The organism is Corynebacterium sp. ES2775-CONJ (assembly GCF_024814515.1).
Classification (GTDB): Bacteria; Actinomycetota; Actinomycetes; order Mycobacteriales; family Mycobacteriaceae; genus Corynebacterium.
On the sequence record NZ_JANUXT010000005.1, the window covers coordinates 186,774 to 211,309 of the forward strand.

At 52.4% G+C, this 24,536-nt stretch carries 19 protein-coding genes; 5 read left to right on the forward strand and 14 right to left on the reverse strand.

The window, feature by feature from the left end:
* Positions 1–56: 56 nt before the first annotated feature.
* The 4 genes from NXT01_RS07695 to NXT01_RS07710 all read right to left on the reverse strand — a co-directional run bounded on the left by NXT01_RS07695 (position 57) and on the right by NXT01_RS07710 (position 7,802).
* Positions 57–683, reverse strand: coding sequence for a sigma-70 family RNA polymerase sigma factor (locus NXT01_RS07695; RefSeq protein ID WP_259079499.1), 627 nt, complete (start codon positions 681–683; stop codon positions 57–59).
* 414 nt (positions 684–1,097) lie between these two features.
* On the reverse strand, positions 1,098–4,268 hold the full coding sequence (locus NXT01_RS07700) for a murein biosynthesis integral membrane protein MurJ (RefSeq protein WP_396124770.1): 3,171 nt from the start codon (positions 4,266–4,268) through the stop codon (positions 1,098–1,100).
* 259 nt (positions 4,269–4,527) lie between these two features.
* On the reverse strand, positions 4,528–7,014 hold the full coding sequence (locus tag NXT01_RS07705) for a DUF6049 family protein (RefSeq protein WP_259079500.1): 2,487 nt from the start codon (positions 7,012–7,014) through the stop codon (positions 4,528–4,530).
* Entirely contained in the window at positions 7,011–7,802 is a 792-nt protein-coding gene (locus NXT01_RS07710) for an NUDIX hydrolase (protein ID WP_259079502.1), read from the reverse strand. The genes NXT01_RS07705 and NXT01_RS07710 overlap by 4 nt, the downstream gene beginning before the upstream one ends.
* A 234-nt stretch (positions 7,803–8,036) precedes the next feature.
* Between NXT01_RS07710 and NXT01_RS07715 the strand changes: the two genes are divergently transcribed.
* The gene (locus NXT01_RS07715; RefSeq protein WP_259079660.1) at positions 8,037–9,449 is read left to right on the forward strand and encodes a CCA tRNA nucleotidyltransferase; all 1,413 of its coding nucleotides are present in this window, start codon (positions 8,037–8,039) and stop codon (positions 9,447–9,449) included.
* A 79-nt stretch (positions 9,450–9,528) separates the two neighbouring features.
* A complete protein-coding gene (locus NXT01_RS07720) occupies positions 9,529–10,125 on the forward strand; it encodes a YqgE/AlgH family protein (RefSeq protein WP_259079662.1) in 597 nt (198 codons plus the stop codon).
* A gap of 51 nt (positions 10,126–10,176) precedes the next feature.
* Here NXT01_RS07720 and NXT01_RS07725 read toward each other — a convergent pair whose 3' ends face one another.
* The 4 genes from NXT01_RS07725 to NXT01_RS07740 all read right to left on the reverse strand — a co-directional run bounded on the left by NXT01_RS07725 (position 10,177) and on the right by NXT01_RS07740 (position 12,599).
* Positions 10,177–10,497 (reverse strand): hypothetical protein, encoded by a 321-nt coding sequence (locus NXT01_RS07725; RefSeq protein WP_259079504.1) that lies wholly within the window; start codon positions 10,495–10,497, stop codon positions 10,177–10,179.
* A gap of 47 nt (positions 10,498–10,544) precedes the next feature.
* Complete coding sequence (locus NXT01_RS07730) at positions 10,545–11,507, reverse strand: bile acid:sodium symporter family protein (protein ID WP_259079505.1); 963 nt, start codon at positions 11,505–11,507, stop codon at positions 10,545–10,547.
* A gap of 5 nt (positions 11,508–11,512) precedes the next feature.
* Entirely contained in the window at positions 11,513–11,857 is a 345-nt protein-coding gene (locus NXT01_RS07735; RefSeq protein WP_396124771.1) for a Rieske (2Fe-2S) protein, read from the reverse strand.
* Positions 11,858–12,161: 304 nt separating this feature from the next.
* The gene (locus NXT01_RS07740; RefSeq protein WP_259079508.1) at positions 12,162–12,599 is read right to left on the reverse strand and encodes an SdpI family protein; all 438 of its coding nucleotides are present in this window, start codon (positions 12,597–12,599) and stop codon (positions 12,162–12,164) included.
* Between the two features lie 284 nt (positions 12,600–12,883).
* Here NXT01_RS07740 and NXT01_RS07745 point away from each other — a divergent pair, with 284 nt between their 5' ends.
* Together NXT01_RS07745 and NXT01_RS07750 are read left to right on the forward strand one after the other, a co-directional pair.
* A complete protein-coding gene (locus NXT01_RS07745) occupies positions 12,884–14,131 on the forward strand; it encodes a dicarboxylate/amino acid:cation symporter (protein WP_259079517.1) in 1,248 nt (415 codons plus the stop codon).
* Between the two features lie 143 nt (positions 14,132–14,274).
* Positions 14,275–15,768 carry a DUF1846 domain-containing protein gene (locus NXT01_RS07750; RefSeq protein ID WP_259079518.1) on the forward strand — a complete coding sequence of 498 codons (1,494 nt, stop codon included), beginning with the start codon at positions 14,275–14,277 and terminating at the stop codon, positions 15,766–15,768.
* 65 nt (positions 15,769–15,833) lie between these two features.
* On the opposite strand, the gene trpA is transcribed toward NXT01_RS07750, so the two are convergent.
* The 6 genes from trpA to NXT01_RS07780 are packed head-to-tail and all read right to left on the reverse strand — an operon-like array spanning position 15,834 to position 22,549.
* The gene (gene trpA / locus NXT01_RS07755) at positions 15,834–16,640 is read right to left on the reverse strand and encodes a tryptophan synthase subunit alpha (protein WP_259079527.1); all 807 of its coding nucleotides are present in this window, start codon (positions 16,638–16,640) and stop codon (positions 15,834–15,836) included.
* Positions 16,637–17,875, reverse strand: a complete 1,239-nt coding sequence (gene trpB / locus NXT01_RS07760) for a tryptophan synthase subunit beta (protein ID WP_259079533.1) — start codon at positions 17,873–17,875, stop codon at positions 16,637–16,639. Before trpB ends, trpA begins: the two co-directional genes overlap by 4 nt.
* A gap of 29 nt (positions 17,876–17,904) precedes the next feature.
* Positions 17,905–19,332 (reverse strand): bifunctional indole-3-glycerol-phosphate synthase TrpC/phosphoribosylanthranilate isomerase TrpF, encoded by a 1,428-nt coding sequence (gene trpCF / locus NXT01_RS07765; RefSeq protein ID WP_259079542.1) that lies wholly within the window; start codon positions 19,330–19,332, stop codon positions 17,905–17,907.
* Positions 19,322–20,344: an anthranilate phosphoribosyltransferase gene (gene trpD, locus NXT01_RS07770; protein WP_259079549.1), complete on the reverse strand. Its 1,023-nt coding sequence runs from the start codon at positions 20,342–20,344 to the stop codon at positions 19,322–19,324. Before trpD ends, trpCF begins: the two co-directional genes overlap by 11 nt.
* 16 nt (positions 20,345–20,360) lie before the next feature.
* Positions 20,361–20,987, reverse strand: a complete 627-nt coding sequence (locus NXT01_RS07775) for a glutamine amidotransferase-related protein (RefSeq protein WP_259079555.1) — start codon at positions 20,985–20,987, stop codon at positions 20,361–20,363.
* Positions 20,984–22,549 (reverse strand): anthranilate synthase component 1, encoded by a 1,566-nt coding sequence (locus tag NXT01_RS07780; protein WP_259079560.1) that lies wholly within the window; start codon positions 22,547–22,549, stop codon positions 20,984–20,986. Before NXT01_RS07780 ends, NXT01_RS07775 begins: the two co-directional genes overlap by 4 nt.
* Positions 22,550–22,996: 447 nt before the next feature.
* On the opposite strand from NXT01_RS07780, the gene NXT01_RS07785 reads away from it, so the two are divergent.
* Positions 22,997–24,016 carry an HtaA protein gene (locus tag NXT01_RS07785; protein WP_259079561.1) on the forward strand — a complete coding sequence of 340 codons (1,020 nt, stop codon included), beginning with the start codon at positions 22,997–22,999 and terminating at the stop codon, positions 24,014–24,016.
* Positions 24,017–24,536 lie beyond the last annotated feature (520 nt).

Below are 24,536 nucleotides of genomic sequence, written 5' to 3' on the forward strand. Positions count from 1 at the left end.
TATAGATGAAAGATTTTATATAGGCAATACCAATCATAAGTGAGCTGCTGTCAAGCTTAGAGAACCCGGTATTGTAGAATTTCCTTTAACATCCTTCGACCTCGAGCCCGTCGGGATTTTATGGTCCCAGGGGCCACCTGCAGGATCTCGGCGGCCTCACTAACAGAATGCTCCGCGAAATCTATGAGCACTAAGGCAGCACGGTGCTCCGGGGGAAGGAGGTCAAGAGCGCGTTGCATTTCCTCGCTTAGATTCATCCTATCGATCAGTTCGGCGAAAGGGTCGAAGCTCATCGCTGCTTCCACCTCGGCATTAAATTCCGCGCGATCGGCGCTGATAACGCTATGAGTATGCTTCCGATTGTGGTCATAGCTGGCATTGGCAACTAAGCGATGCAACCATGTGGATAACTTGGAATCCCCCCGAAAACCCGAAAGATTCCGTGCGGCCCGTAAGAGTGCATCTTGCAAGATATCCTCGGCATCGGCTTCCGTACGAGCATATTTGCGAGCCACATAGCGCAAATGACGTTCATGTTTGCCTACAATCTCGGCGAAAGCAGCATCAGATCCAGCAAGATAGTCGGCAACCAAGACTTCATCGGCTTGAGCTTCCAAGGCAGCGCTGGCACGCTCGACAGAATTGCGGGTAGTTGCCTCATCATGCTGGTGGGAACGAGCCATAGCTGGACTTTCGGTTCACGGCGGGCATCCCTCATCGGCACCAGAGAGAGGATGGTAAAAGCATCACCGTTTTCTTATATGTTGGGAAGTATCAGTGCACTTTTTTGCTAGCGCTTCATGAAAGGTATAGCAACGGGGGTATCAGTGCACGCATATGCTTTATATTCAGCTATTTATTAAAAACAACTGAGAAATTTACTGATGTCTGTAGATCGGATACAGGTGGATTGGCACTAATTTTTCTCACAACCAAACTCCATAAATGGGAATACAGCGAAGAATCTGGTGAGTACATCACAAGAGAACAATGAGTACAACAAGATGGGAGCTCCACGATGATATCGGCGGGGTAGGTCAAAAAAATCAAAAAGAACCTCCGTAAAAATATGGAGGTTCTTTTTGATATTTTTCTTCTTAGGGCATTCCCACTACTTGGAGCTCTTTGATCTCTACACCCTCGGCTTCGCCTTTAATAGAGCTGACCAGGACGAGTAGCTGTTTGATGTGTGTAGAGGAATCAATATCGACACTCGCCCGCGTTTTATCCACACTGAGCTCAGCTAAGATATTTCTTGCCAAGAGATCGTTGAGGTTAGTTTGAGCCCCGATGGGATTATTGTCGCGCACCCCAAAGACCTGCAGCCTAAAGCCCGGAGTAGGGCTATTGACCACGAGTCGGTTGATCTCACTGGCTGCTGCCAGATTAATAATAACCGCCTCATCTGCCTGGGCCTTCCATATAGTCTCTGGATTACCATCGGCAGCAAAGGATGCAGTGGCATTGCTATCTCTCCACGGATAGGCCGACTCCACGGCCAAGATCAGCGAAGGTTTGGCTATCTCAGAGCTTATAGGTGCAAGCTCCTCAGCCTTAATGGGGGCCTGCTCGTTGCCACTATTGAGTACGGAGGTAATATACGCGGTAATGATCGCGGCCAGCACCACCATTGAGGTAGCACCGACAAGGACGGCTGTGGTAGCACCGCGCCCATACCCTTTACGGCCGAATCCACCCACAGGAGACTTAATCTCTCGGGGGGCCTTTTGAGCGGTCACCTGGAGGGTTTGGGTATCACCTGGCTCAGTTGGCTCAGAGAGCTTCTTTAGGTACTTCTCATAGGCTCCGGGCATCTCCTCGAGGTCGCCCTCTAAGAGCTCTCTAATATCTGATGGGGCCTCGTCGTTGATCAAGATGCCTAAGGCGGTGCGCAGAGATTTCAAATCTTGCTCGTGGGTAGCGTCGGCCAGAACGGCTGGGAAAGCGAGCACCGCTACCCCATCGGTATTCACCCGAATTCGAGCCCTATTATCCAGGCCCAAGGTCTTCTTGCCAGCAGCAGCCACCAACGGCGCCAGTGCGAATACCACCGCCTGGGGATCCTGCTGATCGGGATCGCTAGCGAGCTTAGCGAGCGGAGTTCCGTGCACCCAATCGGCGATGATCAAACACCCATTACGGTAAGAGCGAACCTCAATATTTTTTGCGATACTGTCGCTCTTTAAGCCGGCAAGTGCGAGGGTTCTCACTTTGACTCGATCGGCAGCATCAGCGGCCGCTGCAGGACTCAGCGGCGCCATTGGGGTGAGCCCAGAGGTATCAACGAAGGTCAGGGATACCTCGCGTCCCGTCCGCTTCTCCATAGCCCGCCAGAAGCGAACTCCCGGGGCGGATCCGTGATCGACCAGGAGCCGGAAACTGCCATCGCTGACTTCAGCGCCTGGAACCAGTCGCGGACCCCGAACGATACCCGCAGACATTGGCGGCGGTACAGGGGTGGCGTTGAAAGTATCGTCAATATAATTCGGTTGTTCCACTTTCAACTCCTGGGCACTCAGATGGGAAATCTTAGCCGGCTCGCTCGGCTGGATAATTCGGTTCACTCCCGGAATTCGGGCCAGTAGCTGAGCCAATTTCTTTACTTCGGGCAACTGGGAACGCGAGAGAACTAAGCCCGTCATTGCGAGGAAAACAATCCCCGCAATGGTTAATTGGACAAGATAACCAACCGACCCCAAGGCGTCAAAGAGCTGACCAGCCGCCAGATCGATAGCTTGGCTGAGGGCAAAAGCGATCAACCCACCTAAGGAACTAGCTGCGAGCGCCCACGCACAGGTGCGAATAATATCTCTGGTGCCTAGATGGCCCAATTTCCGCCTGAGTAAAAAGGCTCCAATCACAGCGCCAGCAACAAAGCCAAAACCATTGGCAGCACCGAGGAGGATCACTACCCGCGACGGTGACGTGGCAACAATGGGAGCCAGCAGCGAAAGCGCAATTTTCGTCCCCGTTATACCAGCGATAATAAAGGTTGGGGTCCACGCTTCCTCGCGCGCATAAAAGACCCGCAGGTGCAGAAGAACAGTGGCATAGGGTAAAAGAGTGAAGGCCGAGAAGCTCAAAGTCCAGCCCAAGATGGTCGCCTCAGGGCCGGCGAATTGCCCATAGGCGAAAAGGCCACGGGCAATCCAGGTTCCAAAGATAGTAAAGAAAACAATGATCGGAATCAGCGCAATATAGGTGAGCTTGGAACCTATGATGAGATCTTGGGTGACCGCCTTATCGTCTCCATCAGCAGCATTGCGCGAAAGCCGCGGCATAATGGCAGTGAGCAGGGTAACACCAATAATGCCATAGGGAACTTGCAATAATAGCCACGCCTGCTGGTAAATATTTGGCGCCGCCGCATCCGCCACAGAGGCGATACGGGTAGTGACGATATAGCCCAACTGACTGATGGCGACATAGAAAATAATCGCCGCGGCCATGCCCCCGAATTGCTTCAAGCGAGCGTCAATGCCCCACAGCGGTTTGAGGGAAATATTAGTGCGGCGAATATACGGAAATAGTATGAGAGCCTGCACAACCACACCGACTGTGGTGCCAATACCCAAGAGCATCACATGTATGTCAAAAGCTCCGGCTGGTTGCTCGGGAGTTAATTCCCCAGGAACAAACCAATAGGCGCCCATGACGGCAAGCACAATGAGATTATTCATCACCGGCGCCCAGGCGCCTGGCTTGAAGATCCCCTTGGTATTGAGAATAGCCATTAAGAGTGCAAAAATGCCGTAGAAGAAAATCTGTGGCAAGAGCCAGTAGGCAAAGCCGGTGGATTGGACGATATTGACCTTACCGTCGCTACGCAATGCCATTTGCACAAGATAGGGGGCGGCAATAACGGCAAGCAGGGTAATCGACCCTAATAACGTTACCGCAAGAGTAAACAGGCGCCTGATAAAAGCCTCTCCCCGATCGGGATCTTCTTTTTCGGCGCGCACCAATACGGGGACCACAAGGGAGGTCAGCACCGCGCCCAGAACGATCTCAGTGATCAAATTGGGCAATGTATTGGCGGTATTAAAAGCCGAAGCGATCGCCCCACCTAAGGTGGCGGTGATGATCACATTGCGCAAAAAGCCAGTAATCCGGCTAAAGAGCGTGGCTATAGCCATCGACCCTGAGGAGCGTACCACCTCGGCGTCATCGGCTTTATATTCAGCTTTTCTTTCGGCCTCGAGCAGTGAGGTTGAGCGCGGCTCCTGTGTGTGATGAGGAGCCTTCTCCTCACCTCCACGTGGTGGCATTAGAGGGGTGCCGGGCTCGTTCGCGGCAGTTAAGCTTCTTAGCGGCCGATCGTCCTGGTGCCCATCAAGCTTATTGAGGTGATTGCTCACGCCATTCTCCTTAGCTGAAGAAGGTGGAAAGATCCCGTCGCCCCTCACCGTGGAGAAACTAGGGAAAAGTCTCAAAGAGACCATCTTCCTCCGTAGTTCTAGAAAAATGGAAATCGTAGCGGGGTTAACCGTTGCCCCCACTAGCTAATCCGAAGAACCTTGAACTAGATCATTTGTCACGTCTAAATTCCGCCAGAAGGCTGGGGAAAATTCGCCCGATAAGAACGATAACGAGAGCTAGTAGCACATAACCGGCGAAGCCTGAAGTACCAGATAATCCCGATCGGGTTTGTACACCCATGGTCACGGACTCAGATATGGCGTCATTGGTATTTGTGGTCAACCACATACGAAGATCTGCTCGTCGAGACTCCACAGCCTCCAGATTTGCATTCATCGAGATCGTAATCGAGCCCTTTGCGGGGATAAGAATCTCCCGCGGAATTCCAATCTTCGCCTCGTTGGGCCCACTATAGGCAAGCCTGGCATCGACAGGTAGCGGTAAACCATTTTGAGCCACAACAAGAAGCGGTGATGAATCCGAGGTTCTTGTGAAAACATTTCCTGGTGGAATAAGGCTCACCGAATTCCTCAGTTGTGCCAGAGTCTCCCGGGTGGCGGCAATGAGGTTCCTAATATCCTCACTATGCTCATCGAAACGCGCTATAGATTGGCGCCCCTCTAGGGTAAAAGAGCGGATCACATCTCGGCGTAAGGGCTCAGTAAACTCATAAGGGCTCAAGGAGATAGCGGAATCGCTAATCATCAAGCGCGTGAGGTTATCTATAGACGATACTAAACCTTTAGCCGCTAATAGCTCGGTGTCAGCTATTTGAGCGGGATCGGGAAAAGGAGAGGAAACAGCTACGAACTCTTCCGCTTGATCCAAAGCTTCTTGCTCTTGAGGGAGCGGGGTGATCACGTTCAGTAAGTTGCGCGGTTGGGCAGCTCGATCTCTGAGTAATTCAGCAGCAGTATCCAACCACGGTTGCCCACTATCTATATTGCTCGGCAACGGCACCACCAATGGTTGGGAATCTTCTTCTGTGCGCTGGGAGATACTTAAACGAAGTATATTTGATGCTGTATTACTGCGAGCTACTAGTGAATCCTGGCGGAAATCATAGCGGTGCGAATCAGGGGTATAACTCATGGTGAGTGGATCTGGTGCGCTATGTGCAAAACTTGAGGCTACTAAACTATCGAATCCGGCGGCTCGAATTCCTGGTGCTAAGGGGGCAAATCGTCCACTAGTTTGCGGGAAAGAGTTATCGGCTAGCAGTACTGTGATGGGACGCTGTGGAAGGGGTGCAGTAGTAGTATCAGTATCCTTCGGTTCCCGTGCATTCCACGCCGTTGCGAGATCAGTAGGCATCTGATTGTTATTGGTAGGGGTGGAATAATCAGCCCAGCCGAGGGAACTAATGGTTGTGGGTTCAAGATAACCGCTTGCGGGAATAACAATATCTGGTGCCGGATTTACGCCCAGTTCGCGCCTGAGGATCAGAGCACCCTGATCCAGCGCTTCGCGCATGAGCCAGCTATCCCCTAGCTTTGCTAGTCCGTTGATATCGGTATTAGCCCACGGTAGTGCCACCACACAAGAGGTGGTACTTAGAAGTGCTTTGAGTTCTGCAAGCCAGCGTGCGGCGTCGTCTGAGGCGCTACCAGGGATGGAATCGATATCTTGGTCGGCAAAAAACCATGAATCGCGCAGGCGTAGATTCTGTGAGACTGAACTCGGGCGTTCTGTGGCAATGCGATAGCCCTGAGTCATCCTCGATACGGTATCTATAAGCTGTGGATCAAGGGCGATACAACTAGCTTCTTTCAAAGCTGGCTCTCTGTCTGTGACCGTGCGGAAGTCTTTGACTATTGTGCTCAGCCGCCCATCGGGGGCAAGCTGACGAGCGAGATTTTCGCTGCGCATAATAAGCGGCGCGCGTTCTTTCCCAGCTTCCCCAGTTTCCCCGCCGAGAATATCAACTACGGCAGTAATGGGATAGATCAGGGTAAGTCCGGGTGCTCGCTCGGGATTGTCAGTTTCCTCTTCCTTTGCATCCTGAGGAGTACGAGGAGTACTCGGATCTGCCGCGACGTTGAGGAGAAAGCGCTGGGATGAATATCGTTGCCCTGAGGTAGTATTTTGTACTCCAAATAATAAAGGATAGATACCTGGGCGAATAATATCGAATCCACCAATCGCCTGCGCTGCGGTGGGGATTTCAATATCGATATGGCGCGTCTCTCCCGGCACAATCGGACCGTCAATATCAATAGTATTAGCAAAGAATGGATAAGCTTCTTGGCTCAGAGCTGGAAGTTCAAGAGCCTGGTTAACGCTTCTGGGTTCCGCTGCCCGTTTTGGAACAATAATGATATTGTCCATCTCGCTATCCGTATTATTGCGCACCGATAGAGAGACCTGGAGGACTTGCCCAAAGGAGATCTGAGCTGGTGCTCGATCGAGACTTATTGCTAGATCTGGCTCTCGCTTATCAACCCGCGGGCTTTGGCCCACCCAGGTTCCTAGTGCCGCCGGGTTGTTTGGAGAATGAGGCAGCGGGTTGGCCAGCGCACTTGTGGGGGCGAGCATACTAAGGGTCAGCGCAATACCGAGAGCCAGGCGACACGAGTGAGGAGAGGATGGTTTCATCGGGGCGTCATCCGTCCTTCCTGCGCCTCCGTGCGGGCTAAATCGGGGAGCATCCGAAGCGCGATCTTGGCCAGCTTACGCTCATCGGCATACGCAAAATACTCAAGGAGTGCTGAGGCTGGTATCCACGCGACCTCGGTAACCTCAGGATCTTCGTCGTTAAGAACTCCATCTTGATAACGCAGCAGGTAGTGGTAAACAGTCTTATGAATACGCGTATTATCCGAAACGAACCAGTAGCTAATTTGTCCGAGAGTGGCAAAGACCTCGCCGAGAATGCCGGTTTCTTCCCACACTTCCCGTGCCGCTGTTGCTTCGATATCTTCGTGCTCTTCCACATGGCCTTTAGGCATGGACCATAAAAGGCGCCCGCGCCGATCCTTGCGCCCGATGAGAGCCACATAGATCTTTGACAGATCTACTCGCCCACGGTGATCGACAGCCTCTGCAAGCCCGGAGATGACGAGCCCCCCAGCGGAGGTCTCCATTCGTTTCATCATCCGGTGAGCTTCGGGTGGTCGCTTTGGCCCACGACGGTTGGTACTGCGCCCACCCTGGCGGCGGCGCCCCTCCCCTCGCTTCCGTATTGTCGCTTTTTGGGTGCGCTTAGGTTTTGGCTTCTCCTTGGGCTTATCCTTCTTAGTCAACCGCGCCCGGTGTGCTAGAGAGTTGGGGGTGAGTATTTCTTCACTACTCAGTCTTGGGAGGATAGTATCCGCAGTGCGCGCATGAATTTGGGATTGTCCACTCTGTGAAGGAGAACCCTGAGGTGATGATAGAGAAGACATCTCTTCAGACTCCATTCCTTGACGGTGCGGTCACTATTAATGACAATGTGGTTTATGTCAGATCCTCCAGCCCTTCGGTGCAAGGGTTGTAGATATCATCGTTGGTATTTTTAATGTCGAGCATTATTTTATCTGTCTTTAGCATAGACCACGAACACGGTAGACTTACCCAGCGTGACTATCCCCCCTAATCAGCAGAAAACCCTCGAACTACCCTTCACCACAGAGGCGGCAATTAGCCAACTTAATAAAGCCCTGCAGCCGCTCTTTGCAGATATAGTGCCCTTAGCCGAAAAATTTCACCAAAGGGGATATACCTTATACCTCGTGGGCGGATCGGTGCGCGATGCGCTCATGAATCGGTTGGGCAATGATTTGGACTTCACTACTGATGCCCATCCCGAGATCGTTTCTGAGATTTTACAGGACTACGCTGATGTGGTTTGGGATACCGGTATTGACTTCGGAACCGTCTCGGCCGAAAAGGCTGGACAGCAAATTGAAATTACCACCTTTCGCGCTGATCTCTACGATGGGCACTCGCGAAATCCAGTGGTGCACTTCGGATCGACTCTGGAAGGGGATCTGATCCGCCGCGATTTTCGGTGCAATGCGATGGCGGTTGAAATTACTGCGGAAGGTTCTCTAATTTTTCATGACCCCATGGGTGGGCTTAAGGACCTTAGTCAAAGGAGGATCGATACTCCAGCCAGCCCAGAGGAGAGCTTCCATGATGATCCCTTACGGATGTTGCGTGCGGCTCGCTTTGTCTCGCAGTTGGAATTCGAACTCGCTCCCCGAGTGCGTCATGCCTTAACCCAGATGGCCTCCCAATTGGAGCGGATAACCGCGGAGCGGATCCAGGTGGAGCTAGATAAATTAATGCTCGGTCGCATACCTTGGGAAGGCGTCGATGTCATGGTGGATACTGGTCTCGCCCAGTACTGCTATCCCGAGTTATTAGAATTACGCATGACTCAAGATGAGCACCAGCAGCATAAAGATGTTTATGCGCACTCGCTTCAGGTGTTACGACAAGCTATTGATCAAGAAGAAGTCCCCGACTTGGTATTACGTTGGGCTGCTTTAGTTCATGATATTGGTAAACCCGAGACTAGGGCCTATGACCAAAATGGGAGAGTTAGTTTTCACCAACATGAGGTTGCGGGTGCGCGCTTGGTGCGTCGCCGGATGCGGGCACTGAAATACTCGAAGGCGATGATCAAACAGGTCAGCCAATTGGTCTTCCTGCATATGCGCTTCCACGGCTTTAATGAAGGTAAGTGGACTGATTCAGCAGTGCGTCGGTATGTCAATGACGCTGGCGATCTCCTGCCCCGGCTGCACAAACTGGTTCGAGCGGATTGCACAACGCGCAATAAGAAAAAGGCGCAGCGTTTACAACGCATTTATGATCATCTAGAAGAGCGTATCGCTGAGATTGCCGAAAAAGAAGATCTTGCCCGAGTTCGCCCCGATCTTGACGGCAACGCCATTATGGACTTGCTTGATTTACAGCCGGGCCCCGACGTTGGTCGAGCATGGGCCTATCTGAAGGAATTACGGTTGGAATTGGGCCCTCTGGAGCCAGAGTTGGCTAGCAAGTATTTGCTTGCGTGGTGGGAGGAACGGCAGTCTGCCTCCTAGTCTCATAGAATGGTAAGAAAAAGAGACTCATACATGGGGCTCAACTGATAACTAAGGGTGTGTGATTGTGGCGGAAGCAATGCGAGAGCGTATTTTTGCAAATCTTGAACGTAATGAGGTTTATCCGGGGCAGGTATTAGTAGCAGCGCCCGATACCGATTCCGATGAGGCGAATCGAGGTGTCATCCTAATTATTAGCCATGATATTGAAGGGACCCTCGGGGTATTGCTGAACCATCGCACTGATATGGCCGTTGCTGAGGTGCGTCCTGATTGGCAGCCGTGGGTAGCGAAGCCTCAGACGCTGTACCACGGGGGTTCGACGAATCCCGAGATGGCTATCGCAGTGGCGGTAACAAAGCCCGAGGTGGATAATTCTCAGATCTCTAGCCTGATGCGCATCACTAACCGTATAGCCTTGGCGGATCTAGGCCTAGCGCCCGAAAGCATTGCTGAGTATATCGAGGCGGTGCGCATCTTTGTAGGTACGTATTTTTTCGCCCCGGGTGAACTCGAAGCTGAGATAGCTGAAGGAGAATGGTATGTTGCTCCCTGCTTGCCGAGCGATGTCATCGCGCCAGGTGCAGTAGATTTGTGGGGTGATATTATGCGGCGTCAACCCATGCCGCTCCCCCTTCTTGCAACGCACCCAGGTTTAGACGTAGACGAGAACTAACATGACAAAGCCGCAATGTTTCACGTGAAACATTGCGGCTTTAAACGTGTGTTAGTTCTCGAGTTCCGGGAATTTGGTTACGGCATCCTCCCATAACCTTAAGAATTCGTCGGCCGTTACGTCAAAAGCCTCAATATCAGGAAATGTGTCAAACGTATCGGGATGAGGCACACGTTTATTAGGTGTGCTAGCAAGCCCTGCAGCGTAGTCGGGAGAACCAGCGCCCTGGATGACACCCTGGGGGTCGAGTTCGATGATCCGCTGCAGCTCACACTGTGTGGGGTCTAAGGGTTTTAACTCGGCGATATGACTAACCGATCCAGCTCCCTCAATAGTGAGGTCCAGTCGGATATAAAGCAAGTGCTGATCCATCTACGGTCCTTTTCTTCTGTGACTTTATGGCGGTAAGTTCCACACCCCTAGTTTACGTGGTGATCGGGTTCGAGCTGCGCGCCATATCGTGCTGCCAACCACGAGCACATCATGAGCTGAATCTGGTGGAAGATCATCAGGGGGGTGATGAGCACTCCGATATTGGCGGCGCCGAAGATGATAGCCGCCATGGGTAGGCCGGTAGCGAGCGATTTCTTAGAACCGCAAAATTGGATAGCGCGGGTATCACTCATGGTAAAACCTAAGCTTTGCCCCACCTTGTACGTGAGAGCAAGCGTAAGACTCACTATTGCAATGGAGATGACAATCAGAAGGATGATATCGCGATAACTAATACTCGCCCACAATCCCGTTACCATGCCGGCTGAGAAGGCAGAGTAAACCACCATCGCGATAGAAAGACGGTCAACCACCTTCGTGGCCTTATTCTTTGCCACCTCTGCTACAAGTGGCCTTGATAGCTGGCCTAGGATAAAGGGCAGGAGTAGCTGTAGTGCGATATTGAAGAAAACGCTGGCGTCGATACGCAGAGTAGTGGTTGTTGTCATGGTGAGCATCACCAAGACGGGAGTTAGAACCACTCCCAAGAGATTGCTCAAAGAGGCGCTGACGATGGCGCCAGCGACATTACCTTTCGCGATGGAGGTAAATGCCACCGAGGACTGCACCGTGGAGGGAACGAGCGTGAGGTAAAGGAGGCCGATATATAACTGGCTTCCAATAATGGCTTCCACGGGTTTGAGAGCTAAGCCAATCAGTGGAAAGAAGACAAAGGTAAACACAACGATAACCAGATGCAATCTCCAGTGCTTGATCCCCTCGAGGGCTTCAGCAGTGGACAGTCTAGCTCCGTAGAGGAAGAAAAGAAGTGCAATGGCCAGAGCAGTGGCCGCGGAAAAGTACTCGGCGGCGGTACCGCTTATGGGGAAAACCACTGCGCCGAGCACCGCTAGGAGAATTAAGACGATAAGGGGATCAATTTTGGGCATAGCTTTTAACCGCTAATAGTGGCCGTGGTACCCACAGTGCTGATCTCGAAATCCTTCAAGGGGTCGCGAGCAGGCCCTGTTAGTACTGCCCCATCGACGATAGAGAATTCTGAATGGTGAGTTGGACACCGCACAAGATCGCCGTCTACTTCGGTGATCTGAGAGTGCTGGTGTGGGCAGTCGGCGGAATAGGCTTTGTATACCCCAGGTTCAGGTTGGGCGAGGATGATGCCATCTCGTATGATCGCACTGCCGACAGGGACGTCGCTGATATCCATCTCTTGCGCCTTCCCAGCGCAGGCAGTTAAGACCAAACCGGAAAAAGTCGATGCGGTGGCGAGGAGAAAGATGCGCCGCGAACAGGTTGATTCAGGTGAAGATTTCGGTGTAGTCATGACTGCTAGTATCTCACTTTTTTCGCCTATATGCTTTTTTTGGGCGTCCTCACGATACTCCACTCCCTTCCCTGCCGCGTCTATGGTCAAGCGACAGTTATCTGGACGCACAATTATCAAGATGGTCTAAGGTCAGCGGTTATGACTCCTTTATATTTAGTCACAGTGACTAAATAAGGCCACAGTGCGCTACCCCCAGGTCGCTGAATTGTGAACAGAAAAAAAGACCCACCCCGCGGTGGGTTCACATATTTTTCAGTTACTGATCAGACCTTTTGGCCGCCTGGCGGACAGCCTCGAGATCGATGGCGGTACTTGCTCCTCCCCCACAACAATCACCCGAACATCCAGACGATGACTCCTTATTGCTTCTGAGGATCCCAGCGGCACGAGCTGCTAGAGAATTACCCAAACCAATCATATATAGAGCACCAATAAAGCTAACTGCGGTGATGGTGAGCAACCAGCTCAGTCCGCCATAGATCGGCGCGGAGCCAATTGCGATAAGTACTCCTGCAGCTACCCACAGTGGACCTGCCAGAGAGTGAGCGTGATCCCAGATGTCTTTGGATGCACGTACCTCTGGCACCTTGATTCCAATAAATCGGTTACCGGGGAGATTTTTCGTCCATGCCAGAACGCCACTCATGATCACGATAAGAGCACAGGCGCTCGCAAGAAGACCGAGAAAAAACATAGAGGAATTATATCACTCAGACCTGTCGGAGAATCGGCGAGGGGCGGATCACAACCTAGGCATTAAGGGGGTACGTTGGGGGTAGTTAGGGCAAGCGAGGAGCCTATGCTGACGTGTGCAGCCAGCGTGACTAGGAAAAATACCTATTGAGCGCTAGATTGAAAACCTAAGGGTGGACTTGTGCGCTCGGGCACCAAGCTGAGTTAGATCAGGTTCCGGGATGGAAAAACACCATCCTCCTCCAGTACCACAATCATTTGTATATAAAAGATAGGAATATATCAATGGACTTACGCAGGATTTCATCCTCGCTGCTCTTCAAGATCATTGTCGCCATCATATTGGGCATTATCTGTAGTCTCTTCTTCCCGGAGACTCTAGCCCGTGTCTTCGTCACCTTCAACGGGCTCTTCGGTAGTTTCCTCGGATTCTTTGTTCCCGTGCTTATCTTCGCCCTTATCACCCCTTCTATCGCAGGTCTGGGACGCGGCGCCGGTAAATGGTTAGGAATCACCACCGGTATAGCCTATGGTTCGGCTGTCATTTCGGGTCTGATGTCTTGGGGTATCGCAACGCTGATCTACCCATGGCTGCTCGCCAATCAGGATGAAGTTCGCGTCTCTGATATCGATGAGGGCGCTCTCACGGCGTATATCTCGATCGAAATGCCCGCCCCTATGCCTGTGATGACTGCTCTCATCCTTGCTTTCGTTCTCGGCGTGTCTATGACCACTGTAAAGTCGGATACTCTTTACGGGGCCGTCGCTGATCTGCGGCGTGTTGTGATGAAGGTTATCGCTAGCTTTATTATCCCGCTACTGCCTATCTATATTTTCGGCCTCTTCCTCTCCCTCGGTATGAATGGCAACTTAATAGATATTCTCTCGGCGTTTACCAAGGTGCTGCTCTTGGCCATCGTTTTCTCTTTTGTACTGCTGGCAATCCAGTATCTGCTTGCGGGTGCGATTACCGGCCGCAACCCTTTGACCGCTCTGAAGAATATGATGCCGGCTTATTTCACCGCGCTTGGCACCTCCTCCTCCGCCGCTACCATCCCGGTTACCTATGAATCAGCCCTGAAAAATGGTGTTTCCCGCTCTGTTGCGGGCTTCGTAGTTCCGCTCTGCGCCACCATTCACCTCTCTGGTTCCATGATGAAGATCTCGCTCTTCGCCTTCGCTATCATGTTCCTCGATGGTATGGCATTGCCTTTGCCGCTCGCCCTCGGTTTCATCCTCATGCTGGGTGTGACCATGGTAGCCGCACCGGGTGTTCCTGGTGGAGCTATTATGGCGGCAGTGGGGCTCCTATCGTCCAATTTAGGCTTCACCGATGAGCAGGTGGCGCTAATGATTGCCGCCTATATTGCCATTGACTCCTTCGGTACGGCCTGCAATGTGACCGGCGACGGTGCCATCGCCATGGTGATTGATAAATTTGCCAAGGGCACCATCGTTCGCAGCGAGCTTGATGAGGGCGACGATCTCGGCCTTGCGCTCGCTATTTCGGGCGAAGAGCATATAAAGTCCTAGCTGATACCATCCCACCCCAAGAGATCACCCTGATCTCTTGGGGTGTTTTTTGTTGGCCATCAACTCTCAGGTGGGGTTAGGCGGCCTCAACAATTTTTCTATTGCTTTACAGAAATGGGGTAAATCTGATTAAATAAAGGTCCATGGCAAAAAACACTGGTTTTGACCGTGGCGCATATATTGAAATGCAGTCGCGACATATTCAGGCTCGTCGCGAAGAAATCGGCGGAAAACTCTATCTCGAAATGGGCGGGAAGCTCTTCGACGATATGCACGCCTCACGCGTCCTCCCTGGATTCACTCCCGATAACAAGATCGCAATGCTTGAAGAGATTCGCGATGACGTCGAAATACTTATTTGTATCAATGCCAAGGATCTAGAGCGCCATAAGATTCGCGCCGACCTTGGCATTACTTATGAAGACGACGTGCTCCGCCTCGTGGATGTCTTTCGGGATCGAGGTTTCCTCGTCGAGCACGTGGTGCTGACTCAACTCGAAGACGATAATCGTCTTGCACATTCTTTCTTAGAGCGCCTCGAGCGCTTGGGACTCAAGGTAGCCAAGCACCGTGTCATTCCAGGCTACCCCACCGATATGGATCTTATCGTCTCCGAGAAGGGGCTCGGCCGCAATGAATATGCCGCCACGACAAGAAACCTCGTTGTTGTGACGGCGCCAGGACCGGGTTCCGGGAAGCTCGCTACCTGCCTGTCCCAGATTTACCACGAGCATCGCCTGGGTATTAATGCCGGCTACGCAAAATTTGAAACCTTCCCTATCTGGAATCTCCCTCTCGAGCACCCCGTCAACCTTGCCTATGAAGCTGCAACGGTAGACCTCAATGACGCGAATGTCATCGATCACTTCCACCTTTCCGCCCACGGGGAATACACCGTGAACTATAATCGCGATGTCGAGGCTTTTCCATTGCTGAAAACCCTCCTGAAACGTCTCACAGGAGCCGAACCTTATCAGTCGCCAACTGATATGGGTGTGAATATGGCCGGTCTGTGTATTACCGACGACGAGGTGTGTCGTGAGGCTTCTCATCAGGAGATTATCCGCCGTTATTTCAAAACGCTTGTCGACGAAGCCCGAGGTGGTCTGGATTCTACCCAATCGGATCGTGCCGCCGTGGTGATGGCTAAAGCGGGTATCAGCGTCGAGGATCGACGTGTAGTTCAACCAGCGCGCGATAAAGCAGCCGCAACCGGTCAGCCAGGTTCTGCGATCGAATTAGCCGATGGCACCATTATTACAGGGGCCACGTCTCCCCTGTTGGGCTGCTCTGCTGCCATGCTTCTCAATGCCTTGAAGTATTTGGCGGGGATCGACGATGAGGTGCACCTTTTGTCGCCGCAGTCCATTGAGCCTATTCAGTCTCTTAAAACGGATCATTTAGGATCGCTCAACCCTCGATTGCATACAGATGAGGTGCTGATCGCGCTATCTGTTTCTGCTGGCAGTGATACGCAAGCGAAAGCCGCTCTCGATCAACTCAAGCATTTAGAGGGATGTGATGTCCATACCACTACGATTCTCGGTTCCGTTGACGAGAGCATCTTCCGCAATTTAGGGATCTTGGTAACCTCCGATCCGCAATTTCAACGCAAGAGTTTATATCAAAAGCGTTAATGGGACCCCATGGCCCGCACCGAAGGGCCATGGGGTTTTCAATGTTTCACGTGAAACATTTAGTGTCAGATCGTCGCAGCTTTCATCTTCGCGATATAGCTACCTAACTGTGCAAGGAGATCCTCACGTGATTGATCACCCTGATAGGTAGCAATAATGGAACTTAAGGCAGAACCAGTTATCGCTCCCCTAGCTCCAGCTGCCAGAGCATTCGTCACATGCTCCGGCTTTGAAATGCCAAATCCTAGGAGTACGGGTGGGCCATTGAAACGGGCGATATTTTCCACAACTTCCTTCAGGCCCGTCATCTGGGCGGTACGCTCGGTACCCGTGACTCCATCACGGGAGATGGCATAGATATAGCCTTGAGATAGTTGAGCGACCTCGGCAAGGGTTGCCGCTGAGGCCTGAGCGGGAGCAATGAAGATGGGGGCGATATGTGCTGCGTGGGCTGCGCGCACAAAGGGCAAAGATTCTCTAACAGGAAGGTCTGGCATAAGGATACTATCAGCGCCAGCATCTGAAAATTCTTGATAGAACGCGTCAATACCACGGCTAAATGCCACATTGCTATAGACGAGCATTCCTATAGGGATATCGGGGAACTCCTCGCGAATACGGCGAATTAAGCTCAGACATACCTCAATGGTGCCGCCGGCGTTCAGGCCTCTCAGATGTGCGGCGGCGATGGTAGGACCATCGGCGACAGGATCAGAGAAAGGTACCCCGAGTTCGAGAGCGTCGGCACCGTGGCGAATAGCGGTGCGGATAATATCGAGTGAGGTTTCAAGGTCAGGGTCGCCTAGCATAAAGAAAGGGACGAAGGCACCTTCGGAACCCAATCGCTCAAAGAGGGCCTCGTAGCGATTCATGACATTTTCTCCTTTGTGATCGATAATTCGGGATGCTCGGAGAGGATACGGCGCACATGATCAATATCTTTATCGCCGCGACCAGATAGGCATACCACGATCGTTAGCGACTTCCTTTCCTTCTCCGCTTCCACGGCAGCCTTCAGGGCATAAGCCATGGCATGGCTGGATTCCAAGGCCGGGAGGATCCCCTCATAGCGACTGAGTAACTGGAAAGCTTCTAAAGCTTCAGCATCGGTGACAGGGATATACTGGGCCCGCCCCGTTTTGGCCAGATGGGCGTGTTCGGGACCGACACCAGGGTAATCAAGCCCAGCGGAGATGGAATACGATTCTAAAACCTGCCCATGAGCATCGCGCATCAAATAACTATGCGTTCCATGCAAAATTCCCTCAGAGCCGTGGGTGATGGTGGCTCCATGAAGTCCTGACTCGATTCCTTTACCCCCTGGTTCGGCGCCGACTAGAGCCACGGAGGGCTCATCGATAAAATCAGCAAAGATGCCTATGGCATTCGATCCCCCACCCACGCAGGCAACAACCATATCTGGCAGCGTTCCTATGCGCTCGATAATCTGAGCCTTGGCCTCGCGCGAAATCACTCGGTGGAACTCCTTGACAATAGTCGGGAAAGGATGTGGACCGGCCGCTGTACCGAGAAGATAGTGAGAAGTGGAAAAGTGAGCGGTCCAATCTCGCAGTGCTTCATTGACGGCATCCTTGAGGGTGCCAGAGCCAGAATGAACCGGAATAACTTGAGCCCCCATCAGCTCCATTCGGTAAACATTCGGTTGTTGTCTGGCGATATCATGGGCACCCATATAGATCACGCAGTCCAGACCTAGCAGAGAACACGCGAGCGCCGTTGCGGTCCCGTGTTGGCCAGCACCCGTCTCGGCGATAATCCTCGTTTTCCCCATGCGCTTTGCGAGGAGAGCCTGGCCGATTACCTGATTTGTTTTATGAGCTCCCCCATGGAGAAGATCCTCTCTTTTGAGGAAGATCCTGACATACTGTTTCCCCGTCAATGGAAGATTCGAGCACTCGGTCAACGGAGTGGGGCGACCGAGATAGTCTTTGAGATAGCGCTGAAATTCAGCGAGAAAATCGGGGTCCGATTGGGCGTGGATAAAAGCCTGCTCCAACTGATCAAGGGCAGGTATGAGGGATTCTGCGACAAACTGTCCTCCAAATTCGCCGAAATAGGCTGGGAGCTGTGAGGCTTGGATAGTCATGGATGTCCATTCGGGTAGGTTTTGGGTTTTTAAAAAGGGTTGAGGGGATTGGCATAGCGGCGGATAGAGGTGAAGATATCCTTGATGAGTGCAGCGTTCTTATGGTGCTGGTACGCGCTCCCGCGCGGGTATTCGAGTCCGGAATTGAAATCTAAACCTCGTGTTCCCACAGCGAGGGCATCATCGAGGTGGTCAGCAGAGATACCGCCTGCCAGGAGACAGTGATGCGCTATATCGATGGGGACTCGCGCCCAGTCGAAGCTAAGGCCACTGCCACCGTGATGCGCATCGAGGACCAGAAGATCGACGAGCGGCGCTAAATTGCGAGCTAGTTGTGGTCCCTGTGGTGAGGTCATAGAGACGGCGCGCCAAACAAAGAGCCCGTCCCCATAGCGATCTCGGGCCCGTTGAACAAGTGACTCCTCTTTTTCCAGCGAACCCTGATAAGGAGCGTGAAGTTGGATTGCGTAAAACCCCTCATTATCAAAGGCTGGCCAGTTCTCGGTATCGGTCGTGACCGCGATATAGTCAAGGCCAGGTTCATTTGTTATGACTTTTTGCGATGTTTCACGTGAAACATTGCGTGGACTCGAGGGGGCAACAATGAGACCTCCGTACCTCGCCCCGGCGGCGCGGGCGACCCCAGCTACCTGAGGTGAACGCAGACCGCATACCTTATGGTCGCCGTAGATCAAGGAGCGGCAGGCTCGGTCAATATCTTCTTGGGAGGTCAGCTGAGAGCCCACGAGGAAAGCGTCGGAATGGGCGGCGAGGGTGCGAACTGTTCGATGATCGCGAATTCCGGACTCAGCAACCACCACCGCGCGATCGCCAATGATTTCACGTAGGCGGGCAGAGCGGGTGAGATCGATACTAAGATCGTGGAGGTTGCGGTGATTCACCCCTATGATCCGAGCCCCTAGGTGAAGGGCTCGCCTAGCCTCATCGGCGTTGACGACCTCCGTGAGAATATCCATTCCTAACTCAGTGGCTCGGCGAGCAAGTAAACGGTACTCGGCATCGCTTAGAACGCTCAGCATTAAGAGGACGGCATCCGCACCGAAATAACGCGCAGCTGTTATCTGGATTTCGTCGATAATAAAATCTTTACACAGGACCGGAAGATGGGTGCTCGCGCTGACAGTTGCGAGATGATCATAATCTCCGCCAAAGAAGCTCGGCTCGCATAAGACCGAGATCGCAGCCGCATACCGGGAGTAAACCCGTGCGATCTCCCCCGGACGATATTCAGAACGAATAAGACCCAAGGAAGGGGAAGAAGACTTGCACTCTAGTATGAACTGCGCGCCGGGTTGGCTCAGACTCAGCTCTAGACTCCGCTGCGAACGCGGCAGTGAAGAATTTTCTATGCCTGGGATGCGGGAGGCAATATCAGCCAGTTGATGGCGCCGTGAACGCACAATATTTTCCAGGATAGTGGGCATTTTAGCGTCCATAATCTGCCCTCTCATGAAGGTCCAACCAGCGATCGACGACCTGATCATCGAGAAGCGCCTGAGCCCGCTGAACGCCTTCCTTAAAAGTTTGGGCCTGACCGTGGAGATAGAATATGGCACCAGCTGATGCACACAGGGCATCTCGGTGTGCTGCGCTACCGCGTCCGGCGAATACCTGGCGCAGGAAGGCAGCATTCGCAGTGGCATCGCCCCCACGTAACGCAGAAATGGGGCGGCGAGTTAATCCCAGGTCTTCTGGTGAGAGTTCATAATGGTCGATTGTGCCATCGGGTAGTAACTCCCATATTGTAGTCGGCGCGTGTAGGGCAATTTCGTCCATTCCCCCACCGTGGACAACCATAGCTTTCTTGCGACCTAGATCTCGAAATACTCGGGCGATCATATCCCCTAGAGCCGGATTAGCGATCCCCATGAGCTGGAACTCGGGTTGTACCGGAGAAAGAATCGGACCAATGGTATTGAAAATAGTGGGAATTTTTAATGAGGTGCGTACAGGTACAACGTGGGCCACCGCTGGATGATAGGCGGGAGCAAAAAGGAAGGTGAAGCCCGAGGATTCGAATTGACGTATGGCCCGTTCAGGATCGAGATCGAGGGGGATACCTAATGCTTCGAGGACATCCGCCGATCCAGATTGTGAGCTGACGGAGCGATTCCCACATTTAATCACTTTCGCACCACCCGCGGCGGCGATCAATGAGGCTCCAGTTGAGATATTGATGGTATGGAGACCGTCGCCTCCAGTACCAGCGGTATCCAGCACACCCTCGCCAGAAATAGGAATCGGGCGAGCTGCCTTTAAAAAGGCCCGAGCTACTCCAGCGATATCCGCATAGGTTTCACCCCGCGTCCGAATAGTAGCAAGAAGTGCTGCGATATGGATATCGTCGTACTCCCCGACCGTTAACGGGGCGAATACCTCGGCCACTTCCTGGACAGAGGGGGTTGGGTTATCTAAAAAAGCGACAAATCTTTCGTGCATAGTTGTCATGAGTTGAGATCCTTCGTTAAGACGATGATCGGCATAAGAGCGAGATCATGCGATCAATGATCTCAGGCCCTTGCGGAGTGAGAATAGATTCGGGATGGAATTGCACCCCGATAGCTCGCTGATCCTCAGTGATAGCGGCCATGACCACAGGGCCAATATCCGAGGGTGCAGTAGCAAGAGATACCATTCCTGTGGGTACGGTTACCGCTCCGAGAGAGTGATAGCGCGCTACCGGAACCGTGACTTTGTCGCCGCGAACTCCCGGTATCCTCTCGAGGCCCAGACCGTGAAAGAGGGGGCTCTTTTCACCTGCTGGGCTTAATTCCATCAGATCTGTGGTGCCATGGACGGGACCGCAGGGTTCTATTCGGCCACCACAGTGCTCCACGAGCGCTTGGAATCCTAAGCAGATACCAAGAATCGGAATGCGACCGATACAGTTGTCAATGAGCTCCATCATTTTGCCTGCCTGCGCTGGGTAACCAGGCCCTGGAGATAGACAGATGAGATCGGGTTGGGCTTGCAGGACCTGTTCAATCGGCACCGTATTGCGAAAGACGACGCATTCATAATCACTGAGAGCGTCGACCAAGTTATAGACAAAAGAATCGTGATTATCGATGAGAACAATCCGGATGGTCATGAACGTTCCACCTCTAGCTTTCGTCCTGCGGCTTGTGCGATAGCATCCAGCACCGCATATGCTTTGTGCACCGTCTCGTCAGCCTCGGCTTGAGGCGAGGAATCTCGAACCACCCCAGCACCCGCCTGTACCGCCGCCTGGCCATCTTTGACAAAAGCCGATCGAATAATAATACAACTATCCAAGCTGCCGTCACCGCGCACATACCCTAATGCACCTCCATAGGAGCCACGGCGCTGCTGCTCAACTTCGCGCAAGAGGGACACCGCACGCAGTTTCGGCGCTCCTGTGAGTGTTCCCATATTCATACATGCTCGGTAGGCATCTAAAGCATCGACCTCAGGATGAAGCGTTGCAGTCACTCGCGATACCAAATGCATTACTCGCGAATACCGATCGACGTGCAAGAGTTCGTCTACCCTGCGGGTGGCGGGGATGGACACACGGGCGAGGTCATTGCGGGCGAGATCCACGAGCATTATATGCTCAGCTATTTCTTTTGCGTCGGTGCGCATGACTAATTCTTGGCGTATATCTAGCTCCTCGTTAATGCTGCCATCGCTATTGAGACCTCGGGGTCTCGTGCCCGCGATGGGATAAAGCTGAACCTCTCGGCTCCTGTGATCGAAAGTGAGATTAGATTCCGGTGACGCTCCAAAGAGTTCAAAGCTCTCCCCCGCGGCACTTTCTTTTCCGCGCACATAAAACATATAGGGTGACGGATTCGTTTCCCGCAGTACTTTATAGGCTGCAAAAGCATCCGGGCATTCGAGAGTAAATGTGCGGGCCGGGACAACCTGATAAATATCCCCAGAATAAATTGCCTCCTTTAACCGTGCGATATGAGCACAAAAGACACTGTCACTAAGATCAGCTCGTGCTTGCAACGGTTCTTCTTCGCCGACGGGGGGAACATCCGAGGGAAAATGCTGCGGTGCGTGGCTAATCTGTTCCTTCAGCTGCAAAGCACGCTGTGTGGCGGCTTCCGCACTTAAGCCAAGGACCTCAATATCAGCGGTGCGCTCGCGATGATTAATTCGTAATATCTCTTCAGCTACGAGGAATTGATAATCGGGGTAGCTATTGTGACCCATAGCAACCGGTGGCAGCTCTTCAAAAGTTTCTAAAAGATCGAAGGCAAATCCCCCAGCCAAAAATGGAAGGATCTGACCCGAGTAGGAGGCGTGAAGGGCCAACAGTCTGAGTACGTGGGTATTATTGATGGCGAGAAGACGAGCTCGCTCATCAATCTCATTGCTTGGGGGGAATTCTACTACTAGCAGATCCGATGAGTGCTCACAGCGATAGTCTGATAATTGCACAGCGAGATCGTCAATAATATGGCACCCTATATCGGATAACGCCTCGATACTCACCCGAGGGCCAGAACATGTGACGCGAGCAGCTCCTCTGACGATGGCCAGACACGTCGTTTTCTTCTTCGAGGCGATATCTGCGCCTTCAAGGAGGACGGAATCATCGCGTACGGTGGCTCCCAGAAACTGAAAGAGTCCAGCGGCATCGTCTCGGTATTCGACTTTCTCTACGTGGGTGCTGATCATACAGAGCACTTGCTTTTGGGATTGAGATAAGTGTGCATGGGGTACTTTCTTGAACTCATAGGAATCGCTGTAATGCTGCTAGCAGTGAGTACAAAAAAGACCCCCACCAACAACACTATGGCTGGTTCCGAGGGCCGATATTTTTAATAAAGAATCAACGAAGAGCCCGCGGACTACGGGCGCCACCAGAAATTCTTCATCGTATTCATTAACACGTAATCTACATGTCTCCCCGGGCTCTTGGCAATTCTTTTTCCTTAATAGGGGTAGTTTTATTGGTTGAAAAGTTTGGCGAGAAGCCACTCGAATAATGCCACGACCTATAGTTTACCCTTAACCTTTTTCGTCACACTGACGTAACGAGCTTGATCCGTGACAGCTAGTGACATCTCACGCGGTGACTGAAATCTCTAGGATTTAACAGCTCAATAGATTATCCTCGAGCTCATGCGACGTTTAATAACTTATGCCCTCGTGGGTGTCCTCTCGGTAGCACTCAACACAGCTGCACCGGCCACAGCTCTTCCTGTGGTTCCAGATGATCTCAACGTCTTTCCGCACTCAGATATTCAGGCCCATCCTTCGATCTCAGTGACCGATGAGAACGGTAATCCCATCACTAAGCCAGTACATCGCGGCGATATCCTTTATGTTCATGGGAGCGGGTTTGACCCTGGTGCCAACCGCGGCGGTTTTATTTTCCCCATTCCTCCTGGGGTTCCTAACGGTGTCTATGTTCTTTATTCGGGATTGGCCAACGACTGGAAACCGTCCGAGAAAGCCCCAAGTTCGGCGCGCCAGCACCCCCATGATCGTATGGCGTGGATGCTCACCGAATCTAGTCTCGCGGCCGTGCCGGACTTCCCTGTAGATATGCGCAGGGTACTTGCTCGAGTGGCACAGCCTATGCACGATGACGGCAGCTTTGTTGCCCGTATTGTCGTCGACCCACCAGCGACTACCGCCGGCGATCAGTACGGAGTCTATACCTATGCTGCTGCTGCAAGTATAAATCCAGACGAAGAACTTTTTATCCCCATCCCATTCGATCCAAGCCCTGGGCCGCGCACGTCTATTCCGACCCGTGATTTGCTCGTTGATGCCTCTGGCATGGAAGCAGTCACCTCCGCACTTCGGGGTGGAATCGGTACGCGCGAGGGCGCTGATCGCACCGACGATGAGGTTAGCTACACAAAGGAGGCCGATCAGCCCGATGGGGTTATTCGCTATAAGGGCGTGGTGCTCTTGAAGGCTAAATTCTCAACTTTAGAAGTAGCCGTGGCCAATCCGTGGCTTCATCCTCGTCGCGAGGGTGGATATAGCGTGAGTGCTGAGATTTCGCGTGGTCTCAATCTGGGCACTGATAGCATGCAGCGGACGGTTATCGGACATGTCGACGCAGCTAGCGGAACGCAAACACTGCATCACGGCATCATTGATTTAGCTACCCTCACTTTTGCTTCCTAGCGAGCTTGGGCTCTACTACAGTGATACTGAGCGGTTTTTTCACGTGTGCGGTGGAGAGTCAGTGCAGGAGGTAGCATTAGCCCGCGGATATGGGACCTCGCGCTGTCTCATCTGTTATATCAGTGGCATTCAGTGAGGATAAATCTAGCTAAAATGAACATGGTTTGCTTTGAGGCATCAGCTCCATTTAGATTGTACTCAATTCAAATCTCAACTTTATGGTAGACAAAGGACGCGTTATTGCACTCGTACCAGAGATATTATGACTACCTCACCCTTCTGCCGGTCGAATCTGGGGTCTTGAACTAAAGGCCCCAGATTGATCATGATATGCGCATAAATTTCGGGCATGAGATGGAGAAATGAGGTGGTCGAGGCCTCGGCCGCCAGAGTGGATGAGTGAGATGCACAGCGTCGATCGCCGTAAAACGGAGTTATCACTCTCTACAGGCGTGAGCTCTCGGTGAGGTTCCAAATTTGCTGATATCCCCGCGATGCGGGGAAGTAGTCGCTACCTTTC

Coding starts and splice junctions, on each gene's coding strand:
- NXT01_RS07695 (WP_259079499.1), bottom strand. CDS start 683: ATGGCTCGTTCCCACCAGCATGATGAGGCAACTACCCGCAATTCTGTC.
- NXT01_RS07700 (WP_396124770.1), bottom strand. CDS start 4,268: ATGCCACCACGTGGAGGTGAGGAGAAGGCTCCTCATCACACACAGGAG.
- NXT01_RS07705 (WP_259079500.1), bottom strand. CDS start 7,014: ATGAAACCATCCTCTCCTCACTCGTGTCGCCTGGCTCTCGGTATTGCG.
- NXT01_RS07710 (WP_259079502.1), bottom strand. CDS start 7,802: ATGTCTTCTCTATCATCACCTCAGGGTTCTCCTTCACAGAGTGGACAA.
- NXT01_RS07720 (WP_259079662.1), top strand. CDS start 9,529: ATGCGAGAGCGTATTTTTGCAAATCTTGAACGTAATGAGGTTTATCCG.
- NXT01_RS07725 (WP_259079504.1), bottom strand. CDS start 10,497: ATGGATCAGCACTTGCTTTATATCCGACTGGACCTCACTATTGAGGGA.
- NXT01_RS07730 (WP_259079505.1), bottom strand. CDS start 11,507: ATGCCCAAAATTGATCCCCTTATCGTCTTAATTCTCCTAGCGGTGCTC.
- NXT01_RS07740 (WP_259079508.1), bottom strand. CDS start 12,599: ATGTTTTTTCTCGGTCTTCTTGCGAGCGCCTGTGCTCTTATCGTGATC.
- NXT01_RS07745 (WP_259079517.1), top strand. CDS start 12,884: ATGGACTTACGCAGGATTTCATCCTCGCTGCTCTTCAAGATCATTGTC.
- NXT01_RS07750 (WP_259079518.1), top strand. CDS start 14,275: ATGGCAAAAAACACTGGTTTTGACCGTGGCGCATATATTGAAATGCAG.
- trpA (WP_259079527.1), bottom strand. CDS start 16,640: ATGAATCGCTACGAGGCCCTCTTTGAGCGATTGGGTTCCGAAGGTGCC.
- trpB (WP_259079533.1), bottom strand. CDS start 17,875: ATGACTATCCAAGCCTCACAGCTCCCAGCCTATTTCGGCGAATTTGGA.
- trpCF (WP_259079542.1), bottom strand. CDS start 19,332: ATGGACGCTAAAATGCCCACTATCCTGGAAAATATTGTGCGTTCACGG.
- trpD (WP_259079549.1), bottom strand. CDS start 20,344: ATGACAACTATGCACGAAAGATTTGTCGCTTTTTTAGATAACCCAACC.
- NXT01_RS07775 (WP_259079555.1), bottom strand. CDS start 20,987: ATGACCATCCGGATTGTTCTCATCGATAATCACGATTCTTTTGTCTAT.
- NXT01_RS07780 (WP_259079560.1), bottom strand. CDS start 22,549: ATGATCAGCACCCACGTAGAGAAAGTCGAATACCGAGACGATGCCGCT.
- NXT01_RS07785 (WP_259079561.1), top strand. CDS start 22,997: ATGCGACGTTTAATAACTTATGCCCTCGTGGGTGTCCTCTCGGTAGCA.